Source organism: Blastococcus sp. SYSU D00813 (assembly GCF_054050735.1).
In genome coordinates, this window is the sequence record NZ_JBJGZX010000024.1 from 45659 (window position 1) to 64858 (window position 19200).

A 19200-nucleotide genomic window follows, 5' to 3' on the forward strand; every position below is an offset into this window, starting at 1 on the left:
GTCTCCGGACGTTGCGGGCCTGATCCTGCCCGCAACGTCCGGAGGGCGCCCGCAGAGCCGACACCGAGGGCCCCCCGCTACGCGCGGTGGCGGGGTCCGCGGTCGGCCACGCCGTCGCCCTGCGTGCCGTCACCGGCCGCCGGGCCCTGCGCCGGGCTGACCGACGTCGGGGCGGCGGCGCCGGCGGCGCGGACGGCGTCGTCGGCCGGCGCCGGGTCGCCCGTCGCGGTGGCCTGGTCGGCGGCCTGCCGGGCCTGGATGCCGGACTTGTTCGACAGCGCCAGCTGCGGCAGGAACAGCATCACGAAGAAGCCGGCCGCGACCACGAGGGCGGCGATCAGGAACACCAGGTCCATGGCGTTGGAGAAGCCGTCGCCGAAGGCGTGCACCACCGGCGCCGGCAGCCCGGCGACCCGCGAGGTGTCGCTCAGCGCCGACTCCAGGTCCACCCCGCCGCCGGCGGTGTCGATGCCCGCGGCGCGGAAGGAGTCGCCGATCTCGACCGGCAGGCGGGTGAACAGCACCGAGAGGAACACCGCCGTCCCGATCGTGCCGCCCATCTGCCGGAAGAACGTCACCGACGACGTCGCCACACCCATCTCCCGCGGGGAGACGGCGTTCTGCACCGCGATGATCACCGGCTGGAAGTTGAAGCCCAGACCCAGGCCGAGCAGGACCATCAGCGGCACGAGCGCCCAGACCGAGGTGTCGACCCCGACGAGCAGCGACATGCCGAGCAGGGCCGCGGCCATGAACACGATGCCGACGAGCGGGAAGACCTTGTAGCGGCCGGTGCGGCTGATCGCGATGCCGGAGCTCATCGCCCCGGTCATGATCCCGACCACCAGCGGGATCATCTGCAGGCCGGCCTCGGTGGCGCTGGAGCCCTTGACGATCTGCAGGTACTGCGGGAGCAGCAGCAGGCCGCCGAACATGCCGGCACCGACCAGGATGCTGCCGACGCCCGCGACGCTGAAGCTGCGGTTGCGGAACAGCCGCAGTGGCAGCAGCGCGTCGTCGCCGTAGCGGCGCTCGGCCAGGACGAAGAGCACGAAGCCGACGGCGCCGACGACGTAGCAGGTGACCGACCTCGGGTCGGTCCAGCCCCAGATGCGGCCCTGCTCGGCGACGATCAGCAGCGGCACCAGGAAGGTGACCAGCGCGAGCGCGCCGGGCCAGTCGATGCGGTGCTCGCGGCGCTCGTGCGGCAGGTGCAGCACCCGCATGACGACGGCGAAGGCGAGGATGCCCAGCGGCACGTTGATCCAGAAGATCCAGCGCCAGCCGGCCAGGCCGGCCAGCGACTCCTGGCCGGCGAGGAAGCCGCCGACGACCGGGCCGAGCACGCTCGAGCTGCCGAAGACGGCCATGAAGTAGCCCTGGTACCGGGAGCGCTCCCGCGGCGGCACGATGTCGCCGATGATCGCCAGCGCCAGCGACATCAGGCCGCCGGCGCCGACGCCCTGAACGGCCCGCCACACGGCCAGCTCGTACATCGACGTCGAGATGCCGCACAGCGCCGAGCCGACGACGAAGGCCGCGATCGCGAACAGGTAGAACGGCCGCCGCCCGTAGATGTCGGACAGCTTCCCGTAGAGCGGCGTCGAGATCGTCGACGTGATGAGGAAGGCCGTCGTCGCCCAGGCCTGCAGGTCGAAGCCGTCGAGGTCGTCGGCGATCGTGCGGATCGCGGTGGCGACGACGGTCTGGTCCAGGGCGGCCAGGAACATGGCCACCATCAGCCCGACGATGATCGTGACGATCTGCCGGTGGGTGAAGGCGCCGTCGTCGCCGGGGGCGGTCGCCCCGGCGGGCGTCGGCGCGGGGGTGGTCCGGGTCATCGGGTCTCTCTCGGATCGGGGAGGGCCGTGGCGTCGGCCGTGGCGTCGGCCGTGGTGTCGGCCGTGGTGTCGGGCGGGGTGTCGGGCGTGGCGTCGGAGGGCAGGACGGCGGTCAGGCCGTCCAGGAGGCGCCCGAAGAGGTCGGTGAGGGCGGCGAGGTCGGCGTCGTCCCAGTCGGCGGTGACCCGCGCGAGGACGGCCTCCCGCTCGGCCCGGAGCGACGCGAGCGCGGCGTGCCCCGCGTCGGTGACGACCAGCCGGCTGGCCCGGCCGTCCCGCTCGTCGGCGACGCGCTGCACCAGCCCGCCCTCGACGAGCGTGGCCACGTGCCGGCTGACCGTGGAGGGGTCGGCGTGCACCAGGTCGGCGAGAGCGCCCTGCCGCAGGGGCCCGAGCCGGACGAGCGGGAAGAGCAGCACGTGGGCCGCCCGGTCACGGCTGTCGCCCGCGGTGGCGGCCTTGAGCGCGTGGATCACCCGCATCATCCGCGGCAACTGCTCGCCGAGGGTGTGCAGCTGAGCCGTGCGGACGTCAGGGATCGCCGGTGCGGGAGGGCTCACGAGGTCTCCGGAATCGGAGGCGGGACGGCGGCGCGGCGCCGGGAACAGGTGCACGGTACAACCGGTTGTTGAGTGCACGCATCCAGTTGCAGGACGCATCGAGCGTGACGTCGGGCACGCCGGCCGCTGCCTCGACCGGACCGTGTCGCGGGGAGTGGGATCCTGGGAGGACCGGTACCCGCCCAGCCGGTCACCACGCGCGCCGGACCGTCCCGACCGGACACCGGGACCAGCCCACCCGAGAGGAGCTCCGCCATGGCCGTCGACGCGCCGGCCACCGGCGACCTCCGCTCCCGGCTGGCCGCGCTGACCGTCGAGGACGAGCACCGCCTCGGCCGCCGGCTGGACGGCACCCGACGCACCCGGGACCCCGAGGCCCGCGCCCGGCAGCGGGAGCGGGTCGTCGCCGACGTCGCCGCTGCCGAGGAGCGGATCGCCCGCCGCCGCGCCGCCGTCCCGCCGGTGACCTACCCGGCCGAGCTGCCGGTCTCCGCGCGCCGCGACGACATCGCCGCCGCCCTGCGCGAGCACCAGGTCGTGGTCGTCGCCGGGGAGACCGGGTCGGGCAAGACCACCCAGCTGCCCAAGATCGCGCTCGAGCTCGGCCGGGGCGTGCGCGGCCGGATCGGGCACACCCAGCCCCGCCGGATCGCCGCCCGCACGGTGGCCGAGCGCATCGCCGAGGAGCTGGAGCGGCCGCTGGGCGACGTCGTCGGCTGGAAGGTCCGGTTCACCGACCAGGTGTCGGACTCCACCCTGGTCAAGGTCATGACCGACGGCGTGCTGCTCGCCGAGATCGCCCACGACCGGCTGCTGCGCCAGTACGACACGCTGATCATCGACGAGGCGCACGAGCGCAGCCTCAACATCGACTTCCTGCTCGGCTACCTGGCCCGCATCCTGCCCCGCCGTCCCGACCTCAAGGTCGTCATCACCTCGGCGACGATCGACGTCGAGCGGATCGCCAAGCACTTCAGCGACGACGGCGCCGAGGTGCCGGTCGTCGAGGTCAGCGGCCGCACCTACCCGGTCGAGATCCGCTACCGCCCCGTCGTGGACCCCGACGACCCGGAGGCCGACCCCGACCGCGACCAGGTCACCGCGATCGGCGACGCGGTCGAGGAGCTGGTCGCCGAGGGACCCGGCGACGTCCTCGTCTTCCTCGCCGGCGAGCGCGAGATCCGCGACACCGCCGAGGCGCTGACCGACCGGTTCCCGGGCGTCGAGGTGCTGCCGCTCTACTCCCGGCTGTCGGCCGCCGACCAGCACCGGGTCTTCCAGCCGCACACCGGCCGGCGGGTGGTGCTCGCCACCAACGTCGCCGAGACCTCGCTGACCGTGCCGGGCATCCGCTACGTCGTCGACCCCGGGACGGCGCGCATCTCCCGGTACAGCGCGCGCACCAAGGTGCAGCGGCTGCCGATCGAGCCGGTCAGCCAGGCCTCGGCCCGGCAGCGGTCGGGCCGCTGCGGACGCACGTCCGAGGGCATCGCGATCCGGCTCTACACCGAAGACGACTTCGACGCCCGGCCGGAGTACACCGACCCGGAGATCCTGCGCACCAGCCTGGCCGCGGTGCTCCTGCAGATGGCCGCGCTGGACCTCGGCGCCGTCGAGGAGTTCCCCTTCATCGACCCGCCGGACCGCCGCGCGGTCGCCGACGGGCTGGCCCTGCTCGAGGAGCTCGGCGCGCTCGACGCCGAGCGGAAGCTGACGCCGACCGGCCGGTCGCTGGCCGCGCTGCCGCTGGACCCCCGGCTGGCCCGCATGGTGGTCGAGGCCGACCGGCGCGGCGTGCTCGACGAGGTGCTGGTGATCGCCGCCGGCCTGACCATCCAGGACCCCCGCGAGCGCCCGGCCGAGCACCAGCAGGCCGCCGACCAGGCACACGCCCGCTTCGCCGACGAGCACTCCGACTTCCTCGCGCTGCTGAACCTGTGGCGGTACCTCGAGGAGCGGCAGGACGCGCTCAGCGGCAACCAGTTCCGCCGCACCGTGAAGCGCGAGTTCCTGCACTACCTGCGCATCCGCGAGTGGCAGGACCTCTACGGTCAGTTGCGCAGCACCTGCCGCCGCCTGGGCATGACGCTCACCGAGCCGGCCGTCGAGCCCGACGAGCGCTCGATCACCACCGCCCTGCTCGCCGGCCTGCTCAGCCAGATCGGCCTGCAGGTCGAGGACCCCCGCAAGAAGGACGGCGACCGGCGCCGCGGCGGCCGCGAGTACCTGGGCGCCCGCAACGCCCGCTTCGTCATCGCCCCGGGCACGCCGCTGGCGAAGAAGCCGCCGCGCTGGGTCGTGGCCGCCGAGCTGGTGGAGACCAGCCGGCTGTTCGCCCGCACCGTGGCCCGCATCGACCCCGAGGTGGTCGAGGAGCTGGCCGACCACCTGGTGACGCGGGAGTACTCCGAGCCGCGGTGGGACGCCCGGCGCGGCTCGGTCGTCGCCACCGAGCGGGTCACCCTCTACGGGCTGCCGCTCGTGGTCGGCCGGCGGGTGCAGTACGGCTCGATCGACCCCGTCGTCTCCCGCGAGCTGTTCATCCGGCACGCGCTGGTGCAGGGCGAGTGGACGACGCACCACCGCTTCTGGGCGGAGAATCAGCGGGCGCTGGAGCGGGTGGCCGAGCTGGAGGAGCGCGCCCGTCGCCGGGACATCCGGGTCGACGACGAGACGCTGTTCGAGCTCTACGACGCCCGCGTGCCGGCCGACGTCGTCTCCACCCGGCACTTCGACCGCTGGTGGAAGGAGGCCCGGCGGCGCACGCCGGACCTGATGACCCTCACCGTCGAGGAGCTCACGAACGCCGCGGCCGCCGGGCAGGTCCGCGAGGAGGACTTCCCCGACGCCGTCCCGCTGACGCAGGGCCTCACGCTGCCGCTGTCGTACGCCTTCGCCCCCGGGGCGCCGGAGGACGGCGTGACCGTCGACGTCCCGCTGGCCGTGCTCGACACCGTCGCCGAGCGGACGGCGGGCAGCTCCCTGGCCTTCACCGTGCCGGGGCTGCGGGAGGAGCTGGTCACCGCGCTGCTGCGCACCCTGCCCAAGCAGGTCCGCCGCGCGCTGGTGCCGATCCCCGACCGGGTGCGGGAGGTGCTGCCGCGGATCGAGCCGACCGAGCCGCTGCTGCCGGCGCTGGAGCGCGAGCTGCGCCGGGCCGCGGCCGTCGTCGTCCCGCCGGACGCCTGGGCGCCCGAGCAGGTGCCCGGCCACCTGCGGGCCACCTTCCGGGTGGTCGACGACCGCGACCGCACGCTGGCCCGCGGCAAGGACCTGCACGCCCTGCGGGCGGAGGTGGCGCCGCAGGCCCGTGCCAGCCTGGCCCGGGCGGCCGCCGACCTCGAGCGCACCGGCCTGACCACGTGGGCGATCGGCGACCTGCCGCGCACCGTCGAGGTCAGCCGCGGCGGGCACGTTGTCACCGCCTTCCCCGCCGTGGTCGACGAGGGCGAGACCGCCGGGGTCCGGGTGGTGGCCACCGAGGCCGAGGCCGCGCGGCTGCACTGGCGCGGCGTGCGCCGGCTGCTGGTGCTGGCCGCCGGGTCGCCGGCCCGGCAGATCGCCAAGGGGCTCGGCCCGCGGTCGCGGCTGGCGCTGCAGTTCAACCCCGACGGGGAGATCCCCGACCTGGTCGCCGACTGCGTCGACGCCGCCGCCGACGAGCTGATCGCCGCGGCCGGTGGCCCGCCGCGGGAGGCGGCCGCCTTCGCCGCGCTGGTCGACACCGCACGCGCGCAGCTGCCGCCGCTGACGAAGGACACCGTGACGCGGGTCGAGGCGGTGCTCACCCAGGCCCGCGAGGTCGCCGTCGCCATCGGCGCCGCGCCCGGCCGCCGGGTCCCCGACGCCGCGGTCGCGGACCTCCGCCGGCAGATGGCCGGGCTGCTGCACAAGGGGTTCGTCGCCGCGACCGGCCGCCGCCGGCTGCCCGACGTCGTCCGCTACCTGAAGGGCATGGCGCACCGGCTGGAGAAGCTGCCGGCCAACGCCGCCCGGGACGCGCTGTGGATGCAGCAGGTGGAGGCGGTGACCGCCGAGTACGAGCAGCTGCGCCGGCAGGTCCCGCCCGGCGGCGCGCCGGACGACCCGGTCACGGCGGTCCGCTGGATGCTCGAGGAGCTGCGGGTGGCGCTGTTCGCCCAGCAGCTGGGCACCCCGCGCGCGGTCTCCGAGCAGCGCATCTACAAGGCGATCGACCGCATCTCCGCCTGAGGTCGCGGAGGGGTCCGTGGGCGTCACGCCGGCGGACCCCCTCCGCGGGCGTCAGTCGATCGCGGGCACGGCGTCCTCGTCGGGCCGCTCGCGGAGCAGGGCGGAGATGCGCTGGCGGGTGACGCCGAACAGCGCCGCGATCCGGTTGATGCTGACCTGCTCGTCGTGCAGGGCGCGGGCCTGCTCACGGCGCCAGGCGCTGCCGGCCGTCGCGAGCGTGGCGAGCACCGTGCTGATCCGCTCGACCACCAGGGGGCGCGACTCCGCGGTCACGATCTCGAGCCACGGCCGGCCGGTCTCCCGCTGCTCGACGAGGTGCTGGGCGCGCTCGCGGGCGTGGCGGAGCTCCTCGGCGCAGGTGTCCAGGGCGGCCGCCAGGCCGCGCAGTGCCCCCAGGGCCGCGTCGTCCCCGCTGCGGGTGTCCGTCGTCACCAGGTCCTCCGTCGATCGCCCGCCTCGTCATGGCGATTCAGTTGTCCACTATGCATCTGAACGGGTATTGCACGCAACACCCGTCCCATGCAAGGCCGGTGACATGCAATGGGGGTTGCGCAGGACGCCCGGGACATGCTTCCGTTGCACGCAACGGGATGGCGCGTCATGCGTACGCCGCGGCGCGCCGTCCCGGTCCCACCTGCAGCACCCCGGAGGCCGGCTGTGTCCACCCTGCGCGCGAGCGTCGACCTGCTCCCCGTCGCGTGGAGCGTGCCCGTCGCCCGCCACCTCGTGCTGGACCTGCTGCGGTCCTGGCGCGCGCCGCACGACCCCGACGACGCGGCGCTGCTGGTGACCGAGTTGGTGGCCAACGTCGTCGACCACGTCGGCGGGGAGAGCGTCCTCACCCTGGAGCTGACCCTCTCCGACGACTGGCTGCGGATCGGCGTCGTCGACGGCTCCGGCGTCCGTCCCGTCATCCGCGAGCTGGACTCGGGGAACCCGCGCGGCCGCGGTATGCGGCTGGTGGCCGCGACCGCCGATCAGTGGGGTGCCGAGGACCACCGCGGCGGCAAGCGCGTCTGGTTCGAGCTGCGTCCGCCCGGCCTGTGACTCCGCGCGGCGGGGGTTTGACCTCGCCGGTCGCCGGGGAGGGGCGCAGGGACGAGATGTCCCCGCAGTCGAAGGAGATGCGCGATGACCGAGCCCGGGACCCACAGCGCCGGTGAGGGCCTGTCCGACGAGGAGATGGTGGAGACCGTCGCCGGCCAGACCGACAGCGCCTCCGAGCACGCCGACCAGGCGGGCAAGGACTGGGCGGGGAAGGACCTCGACGCCCCCGCCCCCACCGACCAGGGCTGAGCCCCTCCTGACGAGCGCCCGTCGCCGCCCGGCACGACCGGGCGGCGCCGGGCCGGGCGCGGGGCGCTGACAGACTGCGGCGGACGACGACGTCCCCCCGCAGAGAGGCGCGCATGACCTCGCTGACCGCACCGCGGCAGTCCCCGCCGGCCCCCGAGCCGATCCGCTCGCCGCTGCTGCGGCCCGCCCGGACCGCCGCCCGCTACGTCGTCCGGCACGGCCTGCCCGCCGTCTACCTCGCCCGCGCCGCCCGCGGCGGGGACCTCGTCGGCCGGCTGCTGCGCGACCCCGCCGTCCGCGAGCAGCCCTACGCCGTCCACGAGCAGCTGCGCGAGCTCGGCCCGCTGGTGCCCAGCGCCCTCGGGCTGGTGACCACCTCCCACGCCGTGGCGCAGGAGGTGCTGCGCTCGGACCGCTTCGGCGTCGGCTGGGACCGCTCCCGCGTCCCGGGCCTGGTCGGCTGGGCCCTGCGCTTCGGCGACGAGCTCGACGCCACGGGCGTGGCCGAGCCGCCGTCGATGCTCGTGGTCGACGCGCCCGACCACACCCGCTACCGGCGGCTGGTCAGCCGTGCCTTCACGCCGCGGGCCACCGCCGCGTTCGAGCCGATGATCCGCCGCACCGCCGACGCGCTGCTCGACGAGCTCGCGGCCGACGCCGGCGCCGGCCCGGTCGACCTCGTCGACCGCTACGCCGCCCAGCTGCCGGTGCTGGTGATCGCCGAGCTGCTCGGCGTGCCGACCGACCGCCGCGAGGACTTCCTGCGGTGGGGCGCCGCGGCGGCGGCGACGCTCGACCCCGGGCTGCCGCTGCGCCGCTACGTGGCCGCCGAGCGCGGCCTGCGCGCGATGCACGGGTTCCTCCGGCAGCACTTCGACCGGCTGCGCCGCGACCCCGGCGACGACCTGGTCAGCCGTCTGGTCGGGCTGCCGGGCGAGGAGGCGCTGACCGAGCGGGAGCTGCACGCCACGGTGATGCTGCTGCTCGGCGCCGGCTTCGAGACCACGGTGAACCTGCTCGGCAACGCCGTGGTCGCCCTGGACGCCCACCGCGACCAGTGGGACGCGCTGCGCGCGGAGCCGGCCGGCTGGGCCGACGCGGTGGAGGAGGCGCTCCGGTACGACAGCCCCGTCCAGCTCACCGGCCGCACCGCGCGGGACGACGTCGAGGTGGCCGGGCGGACCGTGCCGGCGGGCAGCCGCGTCACGGTGCTGCTGGGCGCGGCCAACCGCGACCCCGGGGTCTTCCCCGACCCCACCCGGTTCGACGTCGGCCGGGCCAACGCGCGCGATCACCTGGCCTTCTCCGGCGGCGTCCACTACTGCCTCGGGGCGGGCCTGGCCCGGCTCGAGGCGGAGGTCGCGCTGCAGGCGCTGAGCGAGCGCTTCCCCCGGCTGCGGGTCGCCGGGCGCCCGGTGCGCCGCGACCTGCGGACGTTGCGGGGCTTCGAGGTGCTCCCGGTCAGCCTGCGCTGACCGGCTGCGGCACGGCGTCGTCCTCCGGGGCAGGGAGGACGGCGTCGCGTGCGGCGCCCCACCCGGCCCAGGCCATCGGGACGACGGCGACCAGCAGCACGACCAGCGGCCACGACCACCCGCGGGTCGCGTCGTGCAGCGCCCCGAGCACCAGCGGTCCGGAGGCGGCCAGGAGGTAGCCCAGGCACTGCGCCACCCCGCCCAGCCGTGCGGCGACCAGCGGGGTGGGGCTGCGCAGCACGATCAGCGTCAGGGCCAGCGCGAAGCCCGAACCTTGCGCGACGCCCCACGCGCAGACCCACACGACGGTGGCGGTGTCCGGGAGCACCAGCAGGCCGGCGAGGCCGACGGCGTAGGCGGCCACGACGGCGACCACCAGCGGCCGCTGCCCGCGCATCCGGCCGGCCTGCGCGGGCGCGACCAGGGCGCCGGCCGCCCCGACCACGTTGGACAGCCCGAGCAGCAGCCCGCCCTCGGACCGCGGCACCCCGGCGTCGGCGAGCAGCGTGGGCAGCCAGGCGGCGATGGCGTAGAACTGCACGCTCTGCATCGCCAGGAAGGCGCAGACCCGGCGCGCCAGCGGCAGCCGGAGCAGGTCCCAGGAGCCGCCGGGCGGCGCGTCGCCGGTGCGCCGCCGGCCGGTGCCGGCGACCGGCAGCCACAGCACCAGCGCGCCGAGGGCGAGGAAGAGCCACAGGCCCAGCCCGGCCCGCCAGCCCAGGTCCAGGGCGCCGGCCACCGGCAGCGTCAGCGCGGCGCCGGCGGCCGCCCCGACGTTCAGGGACGCCGAGTACACGCCCATCACAGCGCCCGGACGCAGGAACTCCCGCTTCACGTAGGCCGGCAGCAGCACGTTGGCCAGCGCGATCGCGGCGCCGGCGAGGAGGCTGCCGGCGTAGAGCAGCGCGACGGGGGAGAGCAGCCGCAGCGCGATGCCCAGCGCCAGGAGCAGCAGGGAGGCGCCGACCGCGGTCTCCAGCCCGATCCGCCGGGCCAGCCGGGGCGCCACCGGGGCGAACGCGCCGAAGCAGAGCACCGGCACCGTGGTGAGCAGGCCGGCCATCGCCGAGGACAGCCCGGTGTCCTCGCGCAGGTCGCCCAGCAGCGGCGCGACCGCCACCACCGCCGGGCGCTGGTTCAGCGCGACCGCGACGATGGCGGCGACCAGCAGCCAGGTGGCGAGGCGGGTGCGAGGGGTCGGTCCCGGCCCCCTCCCGGGCACCGCCCCGAGCCTGCGAGGGGTGGGGAGGAGGGGGTCCGTCATCCCGCGGGGGTCAGCATCCCGGCGCCGACGGTGGCGTTCGTCGCCTCGTCGACCAGGATGAACCGCCCCGTGACCCGATTGCGCAGGTAGTCGTCGACGAACAGCGGCTGGGTGGTGCGCAGCTTCACGCGGCCGATGTCGTTGAGGCCGAGCTCCCCGGCGCCCTGCTCCCGGTGCAGCGTGTTCACGTCGAGCCGGTAGGTCAGCTCCTTGACCACGCCGCGCACCGACCGGGTGGTGTGCTTGACCGCCAGCCGCTGCCGCGGCCGCAGCGGCTCCTCGGCCATCCAGCAGACCAGCGCGTCGAGGTCCTGGGTCACCCGCGGGGCGTTGTGCGGCCGGCAGATCAGGTCGCCGCGGGAGACGTCGAGGTCGTCGGCCAGCCGCACGGTGACCGACATCGGCGCGAACGCCTCCTCGACCGGGCCGCGGGGGCCGTCGATGGCGGCGATCGTCGTGGTGAGCCCGCTGGGCAGCACCTGCACCTCGTCGCCGACGCGCAGCGTGCCGCTGGCCACCGTGCCGGCGTAGCCGCGGTAGTCGTGAAAGGCGTCGGACTGCGGCCGGATCACGTACTGCACGGGGAACCGCGGGTCGGTGAGGTTGCGGTCGCTGGCCACGTGCACCCGCTCGAGGTGGTGCAGCAGCGTGGGGCCGTCGTACCAGGGGGAGTTCGGCGAGTGCGAGACGACGTTGTCGCCGTGCAGCGCCGAGATGGGGACGATGGTCAGGTCGGGGACGTTCAGCTTCGCGGCGAAGGAGCTGAACTCGTCGGCGATCTCCTCGTACCGCTGCTCCGACCAGTCGACCAGGTCCATCTTGTTCACGGCGACGACCAGGTGCGGCACGCGCAGCAGCGAGGCCAGGAAGGCGTGCCGGCGGCTCTGCTCCAGCAGCCCCTTGCGCGCGTCGACCAGCACGATGGCCAGGTCGGCGGTCGAGGCGCCGGTGACCATGTTCCGCGTGTACTGCACGTGGCCGGGGGTGTCGGCGAGGATGAAGGTGCGCCGCGGGGTGCTGAAGTAGCGGTAGGCGACGTCGATCGTGATGCCCTGCTCGCGCTCGGCGCGCAGGCCGTCGGTGAGCAGCGCCAGGTCGACGTAGTCGCCCTTGCTGGCCCGGGCCACGGCCTCGTACTGGTCCTCGAAGACGGCCTTGCTGTCGTACAGCAGCCGGCCGATCAGCGTGCTCTTGCCGTCGTCGACGGAGCCGGCGGTGGCGATCCGGAGGATGTCGCGGCGCGCGGTGGCGATCTCGGCGGCGTGCTCGGCGGCGGCGGAGTGGACGTCGACCACTGTCTCCTCGGCGACCATCAGAAGTAGCCCTCCTTCTTCCGGTCCTCCATGGCGGCGTCGCTGACCTTGTCGTCACCACGGGTGGCGCCGCGCTCGGTCATGCGGGTCACCGCGATCTCGGCGATGACCTCCTCGACCGTGGTCGCCTGCGAGCGGACGGCGGCGGTCAGGTTGGCGTCGCCCACCGTGCGGTAGCGGACCGTCTCGCGGAACGTCCGCTCGCCGTCGCGGGGGCGGATGAACTCGTTGACCGCGTAGAGCATCCCCTGCCGCTCGACGACCTCCCGCTCCTGCGCCAGGTACAGCGGCGGGATGGCGATCTGCTCGCGGGCGATGTACTGCCAGATGTCGAGCTCGGTCCAGTTGGACAGCGGGAAGACGCGGATGGACTCGCCCACGTGGATGCGGCCGTTGTAGAGGTCCCACAACTCGGGGCGCTGGTTCTTCGGGTCCCACTGGCCGAACTCGTCGCGGAAGGAGAACACCCGCTCCTTGGCGCGGGCCTTGTCCTCGTCGCGCCGGGCGCCGCCGAACAGCGCGGTGAAGCCGTGCTCCTCCACCGCGTCGAGCAGCACCGGGGTCTGGATCCGGTTCCGGGACCCGTTGGGCTCCTCCTTGACCGTGCCCGCGGCGATCGCGTCGGGCACGGAGGCGACCACCAGCTGGACGCCGAGCTCGGCCACCCGCTTGTCCCGGAACTCCAGGACCTCGGGGAAGTTGAGCCCGGTGTCGACGTGCATGACCGGGAAGGGGATGCGCGCCGGCGCGAAGGCCTTGCGGGCCAGCTCGAGCATCACGATGGAGTCCTTGCCGCCGGAGAAGAGCAGCACCGGCCGCTCCAGCTCGGCGGCGACCTCGCGGATGACGTGGATGGACTCGGCCTCCAGCGTCTCCAGCTGGGTCAGCCGGTAGTCAGGGCTGGTCACGAACGCGGACTCCGGAACTCGGGGACGGGCGGTCTGCGGGCGGAGCGGGAGGCCCCTCGAACCGGCAGCAACCGCACCGGGCCGGGAGGGATTCCCGCACCAGTGTCCGCCATGGGGTTCAGCCGACGGCGGCCAGGAGGTCGGCAGCCAGCTCCGGACGGCAGACCAGCAGGTCCGGCAGCCACGGGTCGGGGTCGTTGTAGCGCAGCGGCGAGCCGTCGAGCCGGGACGCGTGCAGCCCGGCGGCCAGCGCGATCGCGACCGGGGCGGCCGAGTCCCACTGGTACTGCCCACCGGCGTGCACGTAGGCGTCGACCTCCCCGCGCACGACCGCGGTGACCTTGTACCCGGCCGACCCCAGCGGCACCAGCTCGCCGCCGAGGGCCGCCGCGGCGGCGGTGGCGACCTCGGGCGGCCGGGTGCGGCTCACCGCGATGCGGGGCCGGTGCCCGCCCGCCGCGGGGGGTGCGGGCGCGGGGTCGGTGACCAGGACCTCGTCCAGACCCGGGAGGGCCACGGCAGCGGCGGTCAGCGCGCCCGCGGACCACAGCGCGACGTGCACCGCCCAGTCGGCGCGCTCGAGGTCGCCGTACTCGCGGGTGCCGTCGAGCGGGTCGACGATCCACACCCGTCCGGCGTCCAGCCGGCGCCGGTCGTCGGCGGCCTCCTCGCTGAAGACGACGTCGTCCGGCCGGTGCTCGGCGAGGACGGCGGCGATGGCCCGCTGGGCGGCCGCGTCCCCGGCGTCGCCGAGCTCCCGCCCGGTCAGCCCGCCGCCGCGGAGGGCGAGCAGGACGTCGGCCGCGGCCCGCGCCGCGGCAGCGGCCACCTCGACGTCGCTCACGGGGTGCCCGCCGGGGCGGTGGCGTCGGTCGGCCGGCCCGGCGAGGTGTGCCGGCCGGAGGCGTCGGTGACGCCGCCGAAGTAGTCCCCGACCGTCTCCGCGCGGGGCGTGACGAAGACGCCGCGGGCCTCGACCAGCGGGCGGTCCGGCGTCGACGCGAGGGCGATGGTGCCGATCACGATCGTCTTGCGGCCGGCGGACTCGCTCACCTGGCCGGTGAGGACGACGGGGGTGTCCAGGGGGACCGGCCCCCGGTAGTCCAGCTCGAGCCGGGCGGTCATCCCCCAGAGCCCGGCGTGGATGGCGGCCGCGCCGAGGACCTGGTCCATGACCAGACCGCTCATGCCCCCGTGCAGGAAGCCCGGCGGGCCCTCGTAGGCGAGCCCGAAGGAGGTCTCGGCGCGCACGCCGCCCTCGACCACGCGGACGTCGACCGGCGGCGCCAGCGCGCTGCCGACGCCGCTGACCATGTTGAAGACCTGGCGGAAGGCGAGCACGTCGTCCAGCGGCGAGAGCCGGCCGGCGGGCCGGCGGCGGGCCGCCAGGCGCTCGGTCAGCTCGCGCGCGCCGGCCGCGGCGGCCCGCAGCTCGGCGGCCGGCACGTCGGTGCGCACCGACGCGTCGACCAGGCCGCGCAGGGCGTCCCCCAGGTCGGTGACCGCGGCCATCAGGTCCGGGTCGAAGGCCTCTCCGTCGCTGCGCACGGATCCGACGGTAGCCAGGGCCGCGCAGCGGTCAGGCGGGTGGCCCCGCTTCCGGAGGTGCGCCGGGTGCCGGCTCGGGTGGGCCGCTGCGGGGCAGCCGCACCGTGAAGACGGCGCCCTGCCCCGGCGCCGTGCGCAGGTCGACGGTCCCGCCGTGCGCCGCGACCAGCGAGGCGACGATGGCCAGCCCGAGGCCGGTGCCGCCGGCGGCGCGGGCCCGGCTCTTGTCCGCGCGGTAGAAGCGCTCGAACACCCGGTCCGCGTCGGCCGGGTCCATCCCCGGGCCCTCGTCGGCCACGGAGACGAGCACCCAGCCCCCGTCGTCCTCCGCGCCGGTCGGCGCCGGGTCCTCGCTCAGGGTCACGGTCACCCGCGCGCCGGCGGGGGTGTGCACCAGCGCGTTGGTGACGAGGTTGCCGACGACCTGGCGCAGCCGGGCCTCGTCGCCCAGGACCACCGGCATCTCGGTCATCGCCGGGTCGAGCACGAGGTCGAGCGGCCGGTCGGGCTGCACCACCCGGGCGTCGTGGACGACGTCGGCGGCCACTTCGGCCAGGTCCACCGGGGTGACGGTCAGCGGCCGCTGCTGGTCCAGCCGGGCGAGCTGCAGCAGGTCCTCGACGAGCAGGCCCATCCGCGAGCCCTCCGACTCGATGCGCTGCATGAGCCGGGCGACGTCCTCCTCCTCGCGGACCGCGCCCTGCCGGTACAGCTCGGCGAAACCGCGGATGGAGGTGAGCGGCGTGCGCAGCTCGTGGCTGGCGTCGGCGACGAACTGCCGCATCCGGCCCTCGGAGGCCCGCGCCTGCTCCTCCGACGCGCGCTGGGCGCGGAAGGCGCTCTCGATGCGCGCCAGCATCACGTTCAGCGCGGCGGACAGCCGGCCGACCTCGGTCCGCTGGTCGCCGGCGGGCACGCGCTGGGAGAGGTCACCGGCCGCGATGGCCTGCGCCGTCCGCTCGACCTCCGCCAGGGGGCGCAGGCTGTTGCGGACGAGGAGGTAGCCGGCGACGCCGAGCACGGCCAGGACGACCAGCCCGACCAGCAACTCGATGCGGACGAGCCGGGCGATCGCCTTCTCGTCGCCCTCCAGGTCCACGCCGACCACCAGGGTGTAGCCGCCGCGGAGCTCGCCCGAGGCGACGCGCCAGTGCTCGCCGTCGGCCCACACGGTGATCGGGTCGCCCGTCGCCCGCAGCCGCTCGACCTCGTCCTCGCTGAGCTCCGGCAGCTCGTCGCCGTCGGGACCCCGCGGCTCGCCGATCACCACCGGCTCCTCGCTGTCCGGGGCCAGGCACGCGACGTAGTACGAGCTGACGCCCGGGTAGCCGGCACGGATGCAGGCCTCGAGGTACCGGGGGTTCTGCGCGCTGGCCACGGCGGCGCGCAGCTCCTGGTCGCGCTCCTGCCGGAGGTAGTCGCGCAGCAGCGACGCGGTGGCGAAGCCCGTCGCGACCAGGGCGAGGCTCAGGAGCAGCACCAGCAGCACGACGACGGTGACGCGCAGCGGGACCCGGGGTCCCCGGGTGGCGGGCACGGGAGAAGGCGTCATGCGCCCCGTGGCAGCCGCAGCGTGTAGCCGACCCCGCGGATGGTGTGCAGCAGGCGGGGCTCGGTCGTGTCGACCTTGCGGCGCAGGTAGGAGATGTAGGACTCGACGACGTTGGCCTCGCCGTTGAAGTCGTAGTTCCACACGTGGTCGAGGATCTGCGCCTTCGACAGCACCCGGCCGGCGTTGGCCATGAGGTAGCGCAGCAGCTTGAACTCGGTGGGGGAGAGGCTGACCAGGGTCCCGGCCTTGAGGACCTCGTGGGACTCCTCGTCCAGCTCGATGTCGGCGAAGGTGAGCCGCGGCGCCTCCGCCGTCCGCTGGGCCGCCGCGCTGGTGCGCCGCAGCACCGCACGGATCCGGGCGACCACCTCGTCGAGGCTGAACGGCTTGGTCACGTAGTCGTCCCCGCCGAGGGTGAGGCCGGAGACCTTGTCCTCCGGGGCGTCCTTGGCGGTGAGGAACAGGACGGGGGTGTGCCGGCCGGTCTCGCGCAGCCGGCGGACCACGCCGAAGCCGTCCAGGCCCGGCATCATCACGTCGAGCACGAGCAGGTCGGGCCGGAAGGACGACGCCATCGCCAGCGCCTGCTGCCCGTCGGCCGCCGTCGCCACCTCGAAGCCGGCGTAGCGCAGGCTCGCCGACAGCAGCTCGCGGATGTTGGGCTCGTCGTCCACCACGAGCAGGCGCGCCTCGGGCGCCCGCCCAGCAGCTCCGCCCGAGTTGCGGGTCCCCTGCACCGACCCTCCTGGAGAACGCACCGATGCCGTCGTCATGACCCCAGGTTCGGGGCCCCGGCTGCACCCGGACTGGACGCTACCTGTGAACTCCCTGGACGGGCTCCCCGCCGGGCGGAGGCTCAGCCGGCGGGCGCCATCGCGCGGCCGCGACGCCAGTAGCCGATGGCGTGGTGCCGGGCCCGCCCGAGGCCCCAGCGCGAGCGCAGGTCGGCGCGGATGGTGCGGACGGCGGCGGACTCCGCGCCGACCCAGGCGAAGACGTCGTCCCCGGTGCCCGGCGGGTCCAGCGCTGCCACGGCGTCGGCCAGCAGCGTGCTTTTCCCGGGCGGCGTGCCGCCGCGGTGCAGCCAGCGGACCGTCACGCCCGCCGGCGCCACGAGCGGCTGCTCCTCCTCCGGTCCGGCGACCTCGACCAACGCCAGCCCCGTCGCCGAGGGTGCGGCCTCGGCGAGGACGCGGCTGATCGCCGGCAGGGCCGTCTCGTCGCCCACGAGCAGGAGCCGGGCGGCCGGCCGGATGCCCAGGTCGCCGCTGCCGGCGACGCCGAGCAGGGCCCCGGGGGCAGCGGCGGCGGCCCACGAGGCCGCCGGGCCGTCCCCGTGCAGGACGAAGTCGATCTCCACCTCACCCGCGCCGGGGTCCTGACGGCGTGCGGTGTAGCTGCGCAGGGCGATCCCGTGCGCGCCGACCGGCCACACGACCCGGCCGTCCCGGGCCACCTGCGGCCAGCGGGGCGCCGGGTCGCCCACGCGGGGCACCAGCAGGTTGACGGTCGGCCCCGCGGCGGCCACCGCCTCCGGCGTCCCGGTGAGCACCACCCGGCGCACGGTGGGGGTCACGTCGGCGACGGAGACGGCGGTGAGGACGTCGACGTCGCGCGGGCCGTCGGGAGCGGTCACACGCGGAAGGGTAGGCAGTTCCCGGCCGGCGCCCGACACGGGCCGACCCGGCCGACCCCGGGGGAATGGAGTCGACCGGGCCGGCGATCGAGGACGGCGGAGTCACCCTGGGTAGCCGCGGCGGTCGGGCTGACCTGCGCTGTCCCGGGATCTCTCCCCGTCGACGGCAACGCTACGTGAGCAGCCGGGTCCCCGCAGCGCCCGCAGGGGTGAACCTGGTTCTCGGGCGGGTGATGTGTGCCCCCACCGTCGCGGGGGCAGGCAGCGGTCGGACGGGCCGAGCAGCGGCGCCGAGCACGGGGAGGACGACATGGCGGACGACCTGGCGAAGGGCGACCACGTCACGTGGAAGAGCCACGGCGGGGAGGCCGAGGGCACCGTCCAGAAGAAGATCACCAAGGACACCGAGGCGGCCGGCCGGAAGGTGAAGGCGAGCGAGGACGAGCCGCAGTACGAGGTGAAGAGCGACAAGAGCGGCGGGACGGCGGTCCACAAGCCGTCCGCGCTCAAGAAGAAGAAGAAGAAGTGACCCGCGAGCAACGGCAGGTCCGGCACACAGGAGGCACCCGATGAGCGAGACAGGCGACCAGTTCGCAGGCGCGTCCTCGCGCAGCACGAAGCACAACCCGCGCCTGGACGAGGAGCTGGAGCACGAGATCCAGGGGATGCTCAAGGCCGAGCACGCGACCCGCTCGCACGAGTGGCGAGAGGTCGAGCCGGTCGCCGAGGGCGAGCCGGACATCACCGCCGACCCGCAGGGGACGCTGGTCGGCGGGGTCCCCGTCGGCATGACGGAGGACGCCGTCGTGGCCCGGGCCGAGCTGGCCCGCTGGCTGGACCGGGCCGACTTCCCCAACAACGGCCCCGACCTGGTCGAGGCCGCCCTCGACCACCGCGCCCCCGACGTCGTCATCGACGAGCTGCGCCGGCTGCCCGAGGGGGAGACCTTCGAGCGGATCGGCGACGTCGTCCGCGCCCTGGGCTATCCGACCGAGACCTGACGGTCGCGGCCGGACCAGCAGCCAGGAGGAGGAGCGGACCGGGTCAGGACCCGGTCCGCTCCTCCTCTTCCTCCTCCGCGATCTCCTCGGCCCCACGCCGGCGGAACAGCCGGGAGCCGGGAAAGCCCTTCACCACCTGCCGCAGGTCCTGCATGGTGTCCAGCAGGTCGTGCACGTCGGGGCCCACGCCCTCGAGCGTCTTGAGCACCGGCAGGACGTCGTCGTCCAGGTGCCCGAGGAGCGTCGGCAGCCGGTCGATCATGGTGACCAGCGCCTCGACCTCCTGCGGCTCCATCGTCTCGGCCAGCCGCTGCACCACCGGCGCCAGGTCCCGCAGCGGACCCTCGTAACCGGCCAGCAGCGGGTCGACCCGAGACACGACGTCCTCGGCCTGTGCGACGGCACCCTCGGCCCGACCGACCGCCCCCTGTGCGCGCTCGATGGTCCCGCCGACGGCGGTGATGGCCTCGTCGGCCTTGCGCTGGGTGTCGCCGACGGCGGTGATGGCTTCGTCGGCCTTGCGCTGGGTGTCGCCGACGGCGGTGATGGCTTCGTCGGCCTTGCGCTGGGTGTCGCCGACGGCGGTGATGGCTT

General features: G+C 75.1%; 17 protein-coding genes and 1 pseudogene. 6 read left to right on the plus strand and 12 right to left on the minus strand.

The features are described 5' to 3' along the window. Positions 1-77: 77 nt before the first annotated feature. Positions 78-1841 carry an MDR family MFS transporter gene (locus ACI8AX_RS16250; RefSeq protein ID WP_456550871.1) on the minus strand — a complete coding sequence of 588 codons (1764 nt, stop codon included), beginning with the start codon at positions 1839-1841 and terminating at the stop codon, positions 78-80. Further along, the gene (locus ACI8AX_RS16255) at positions 1838-2401 is read right to left on the minus strand and encodes a MarR family winged helix-turn-helix transcriptional regulator (RefSeq protein WP_456550872.1); all 564 of its coding nucleotides are present in this window, start codon (positions 2399-2401) and stop codon (positions 1838-1840) included. The genes ACI8AX_RS16250 and ACI8AX_RS16255 overlap by 4 nt, the downstream gene beginning before the upstream one ends. Before the next feature lie 255 nt (positions 2402-2656). Between ACI8AX_RS16255 and hrpA the strand changes: the two genes are divergently transcribed. Further along, a complete protein-coding gene (gene hrpA / locus ACI8AX_RS16260; RefSeq protein WP_456550873.1) occupies positions 2657-6613 on the plus strand; it encodes an ATP-dependent RNA helicase HrpA in 3957 nt (1318 codons plus the stop codon). A gap of 51 nt (positions 6614-6664) precedes the next feature. On the opposite strand, the gene ACI8AX_RS16265 is transcribed toward hrpA, so the two are convergent. After that, positions 6665-7045, minus strand: a complete 381-nt coding sequence (locus ACI8AX_RS16265; RefSeq protein WP_456550874.1) for a hypothetical protein — start codon at positions 7043-7045, stop codon at positions 6665-6667. 225 nt (positions 7046-7270) lie between these two features. Here ACI8AX_RS16265 and ACI8AX_RS16270 point away from each other — a divergent pair, with 225 nt between their 5' ends. The 3 genes from ACI8AX_RS16270 (at position 7271) to ACI8AX_RS16280 (ending at position 9384) form a co-directional block, all read left to right on the plus strand. Further along, a complete protein-coding gene (locus tag ACI8AX_RS16270) occupies positions 7271-7660 on the plus strand; it encodes an ATP-binding protein (protein ID WP_456550875.1) in 390 nt (129 codons plus the stop codon). A gap of 84 nt (positions 7661-7744) precedes the next feature. Then, on the plus strand, positions 7745-7909 hold the full coding sequence (locus tag ACI8AX_RS16275) for a hypothetical protein (RefSeq protein ID WP_456550876.1): 165 nt from the start codon (positions 7745-7747) through the stop codon (positions 7907-7909). Between the two features lie 113 nt (positions 7910-8022). Then, positions 8023-9384, plus strand: a complete 1362-nt coding sequence (locus ACI8AX_RS16280; protein ID WP_456550877.1) for a cytochrome P450 — start codon at positions 8023-8025, stop codon at positions 9382-9384. Here ACI8AX_RS16280 and ACI8AX_RS16285 read toward each other — a convergent pair. The 8 genes from ACI8AX_RS16285 to ACI8AX_RS16320 form a co-directional block, all read right to left on the minus strand. After that, on the minus strand, positions 9371-10606 hold the full coding sequence (locus ACI8AX_RS16285; protein ID WP_456550878.1) for an MFS transporter: 1236 nt from the start codon (positions 10604-10606) through the stop codon (positions 9371-9373). The two genes, ACI8AX_RS16280 and ACI8AX_RS16285, sit on opposite strands and share 14 nt — an antisense overlap. A 38-nt stretch (positions 10607-10644) precedes the next feature. Then, positions 10645-11961, minus strand: coding sequence for a sulfate adenylyltransferase subunit 1 (locus ACI8AX_RS16290; RefSeq protein WP_456550879.1), 1317 nt, complete (start codon positions 11959-11961; stop codon positions 10645-10647). After that, positions 11961-12869: a sulfate adenylyltransferase subunit CysD gene (gene cysD / locus ACI8AX_RS16295; RefSeq protein WP_456550880.1), complete on the minus strand. Its 909-nt coding sequence runs from the start codon at positions 12867-12869 to the stop codon at positions 11961-11963. The genes ACI8AX_RS16290 and cysD overlap by 1 nt, the downstream gene beginning before the upstream one ends. Positions 12870-12987: 118 nt before the next feature. Next, a complete protein-coding gene (locus ACI8AX_RS16300) occupies positions 12988-13713 on the minus strand; it encodes an inositol monophosphatase family protein (protein ID WP_456550881.1) in 726 nt (241 codons plus the stop codon). Next, complete coding sequence (locus ACI8AX_RS16305) at positions 13710-14417, minus strand: PaaI family thioesterase (RefSeq protein ID WP_456550882.1); 708 nt, start codon at positions 14415-14417, stop codon at positions 13710-13712. Before ACI8AX_RS16305 ends, ACI8AX_RS16300 begins: the two co-directional genes overlap by 4 nt. Positions 14418-14448: 31 nt before the next feature. Then, a complete protein-coding gene (locus tag ACI8AX_RS16310) occupies positions 14449-15954 on the minus strand; it encodes a sensor histidine kinase (RefSeq protein WP_456550883.1) in 1506 nt (501 codons plus the stop codon). Between the two features lie 11 nt (positions 15955-15965). Further along, complete coding sequence (locus ACI8AX_RS16315) at positions 15966-16706, minus strand: response regulator transcription factor (protein WP_456550884.1); 741 nt, start codon at positions 16704-16706, stop codon at positions 15966-15968. Between the two features lie 119 nt (positions 16707-16825). Continuing rightward, on the minus strand, positions 16826-17605 hold the full coding sequence (locus ACI8AX_RS16320) for a siderophore-interacting protein (protein WP_456550885.1): 780 nt from the start codon (positions 17603-17605) through the stop codon (positions 16826-16828). Positions 17606-17915: 310 nt separating this feature from the next. Here ACI8AX_RS16320 and ACI8AX_RS16325 point away from each other — a divergent pair, with 310 nt between their 5' ends. Both ACI8AX_RS16325 and ACI8AX_RS16330 read left to right on the plus strand, forming a co-directional pair. Then, positions 17916-18134 carry a DUF2945 domain-containing protein gene (locus ACI8AX_RS16325; protein WP_456550886.1) on the plus strand — a complete coding sequence of 73 codons (219 nt, stop codon included), beginning with the start codon at positions 17916-17918 and terminating at the stop codon, positions 18132-18134. Positions 18135-18174: 40 nt separating this feature from the next. After that, on the plus strand, positions 18175-18606 hold the full coding sequence (locus tag ACI8AX_RS16330) for a DUF2795 domain-containing protein (protein ID WP_456550887.1): 432 nt from the start codon (positions 18175-18177) through the stop codon (positions 18604-18606). Positions 18607-18649: 43 nt separating this feature from the next. Here ACI8AX_RS16330 and ACI8AX_RS16335 read toward each other — a convergent pair. Beyond that, positions 18650-19200, minus strand: a pseudogene (locus ACI8AX_RS16335) (hypothetical protein); the annotation flags it as partial.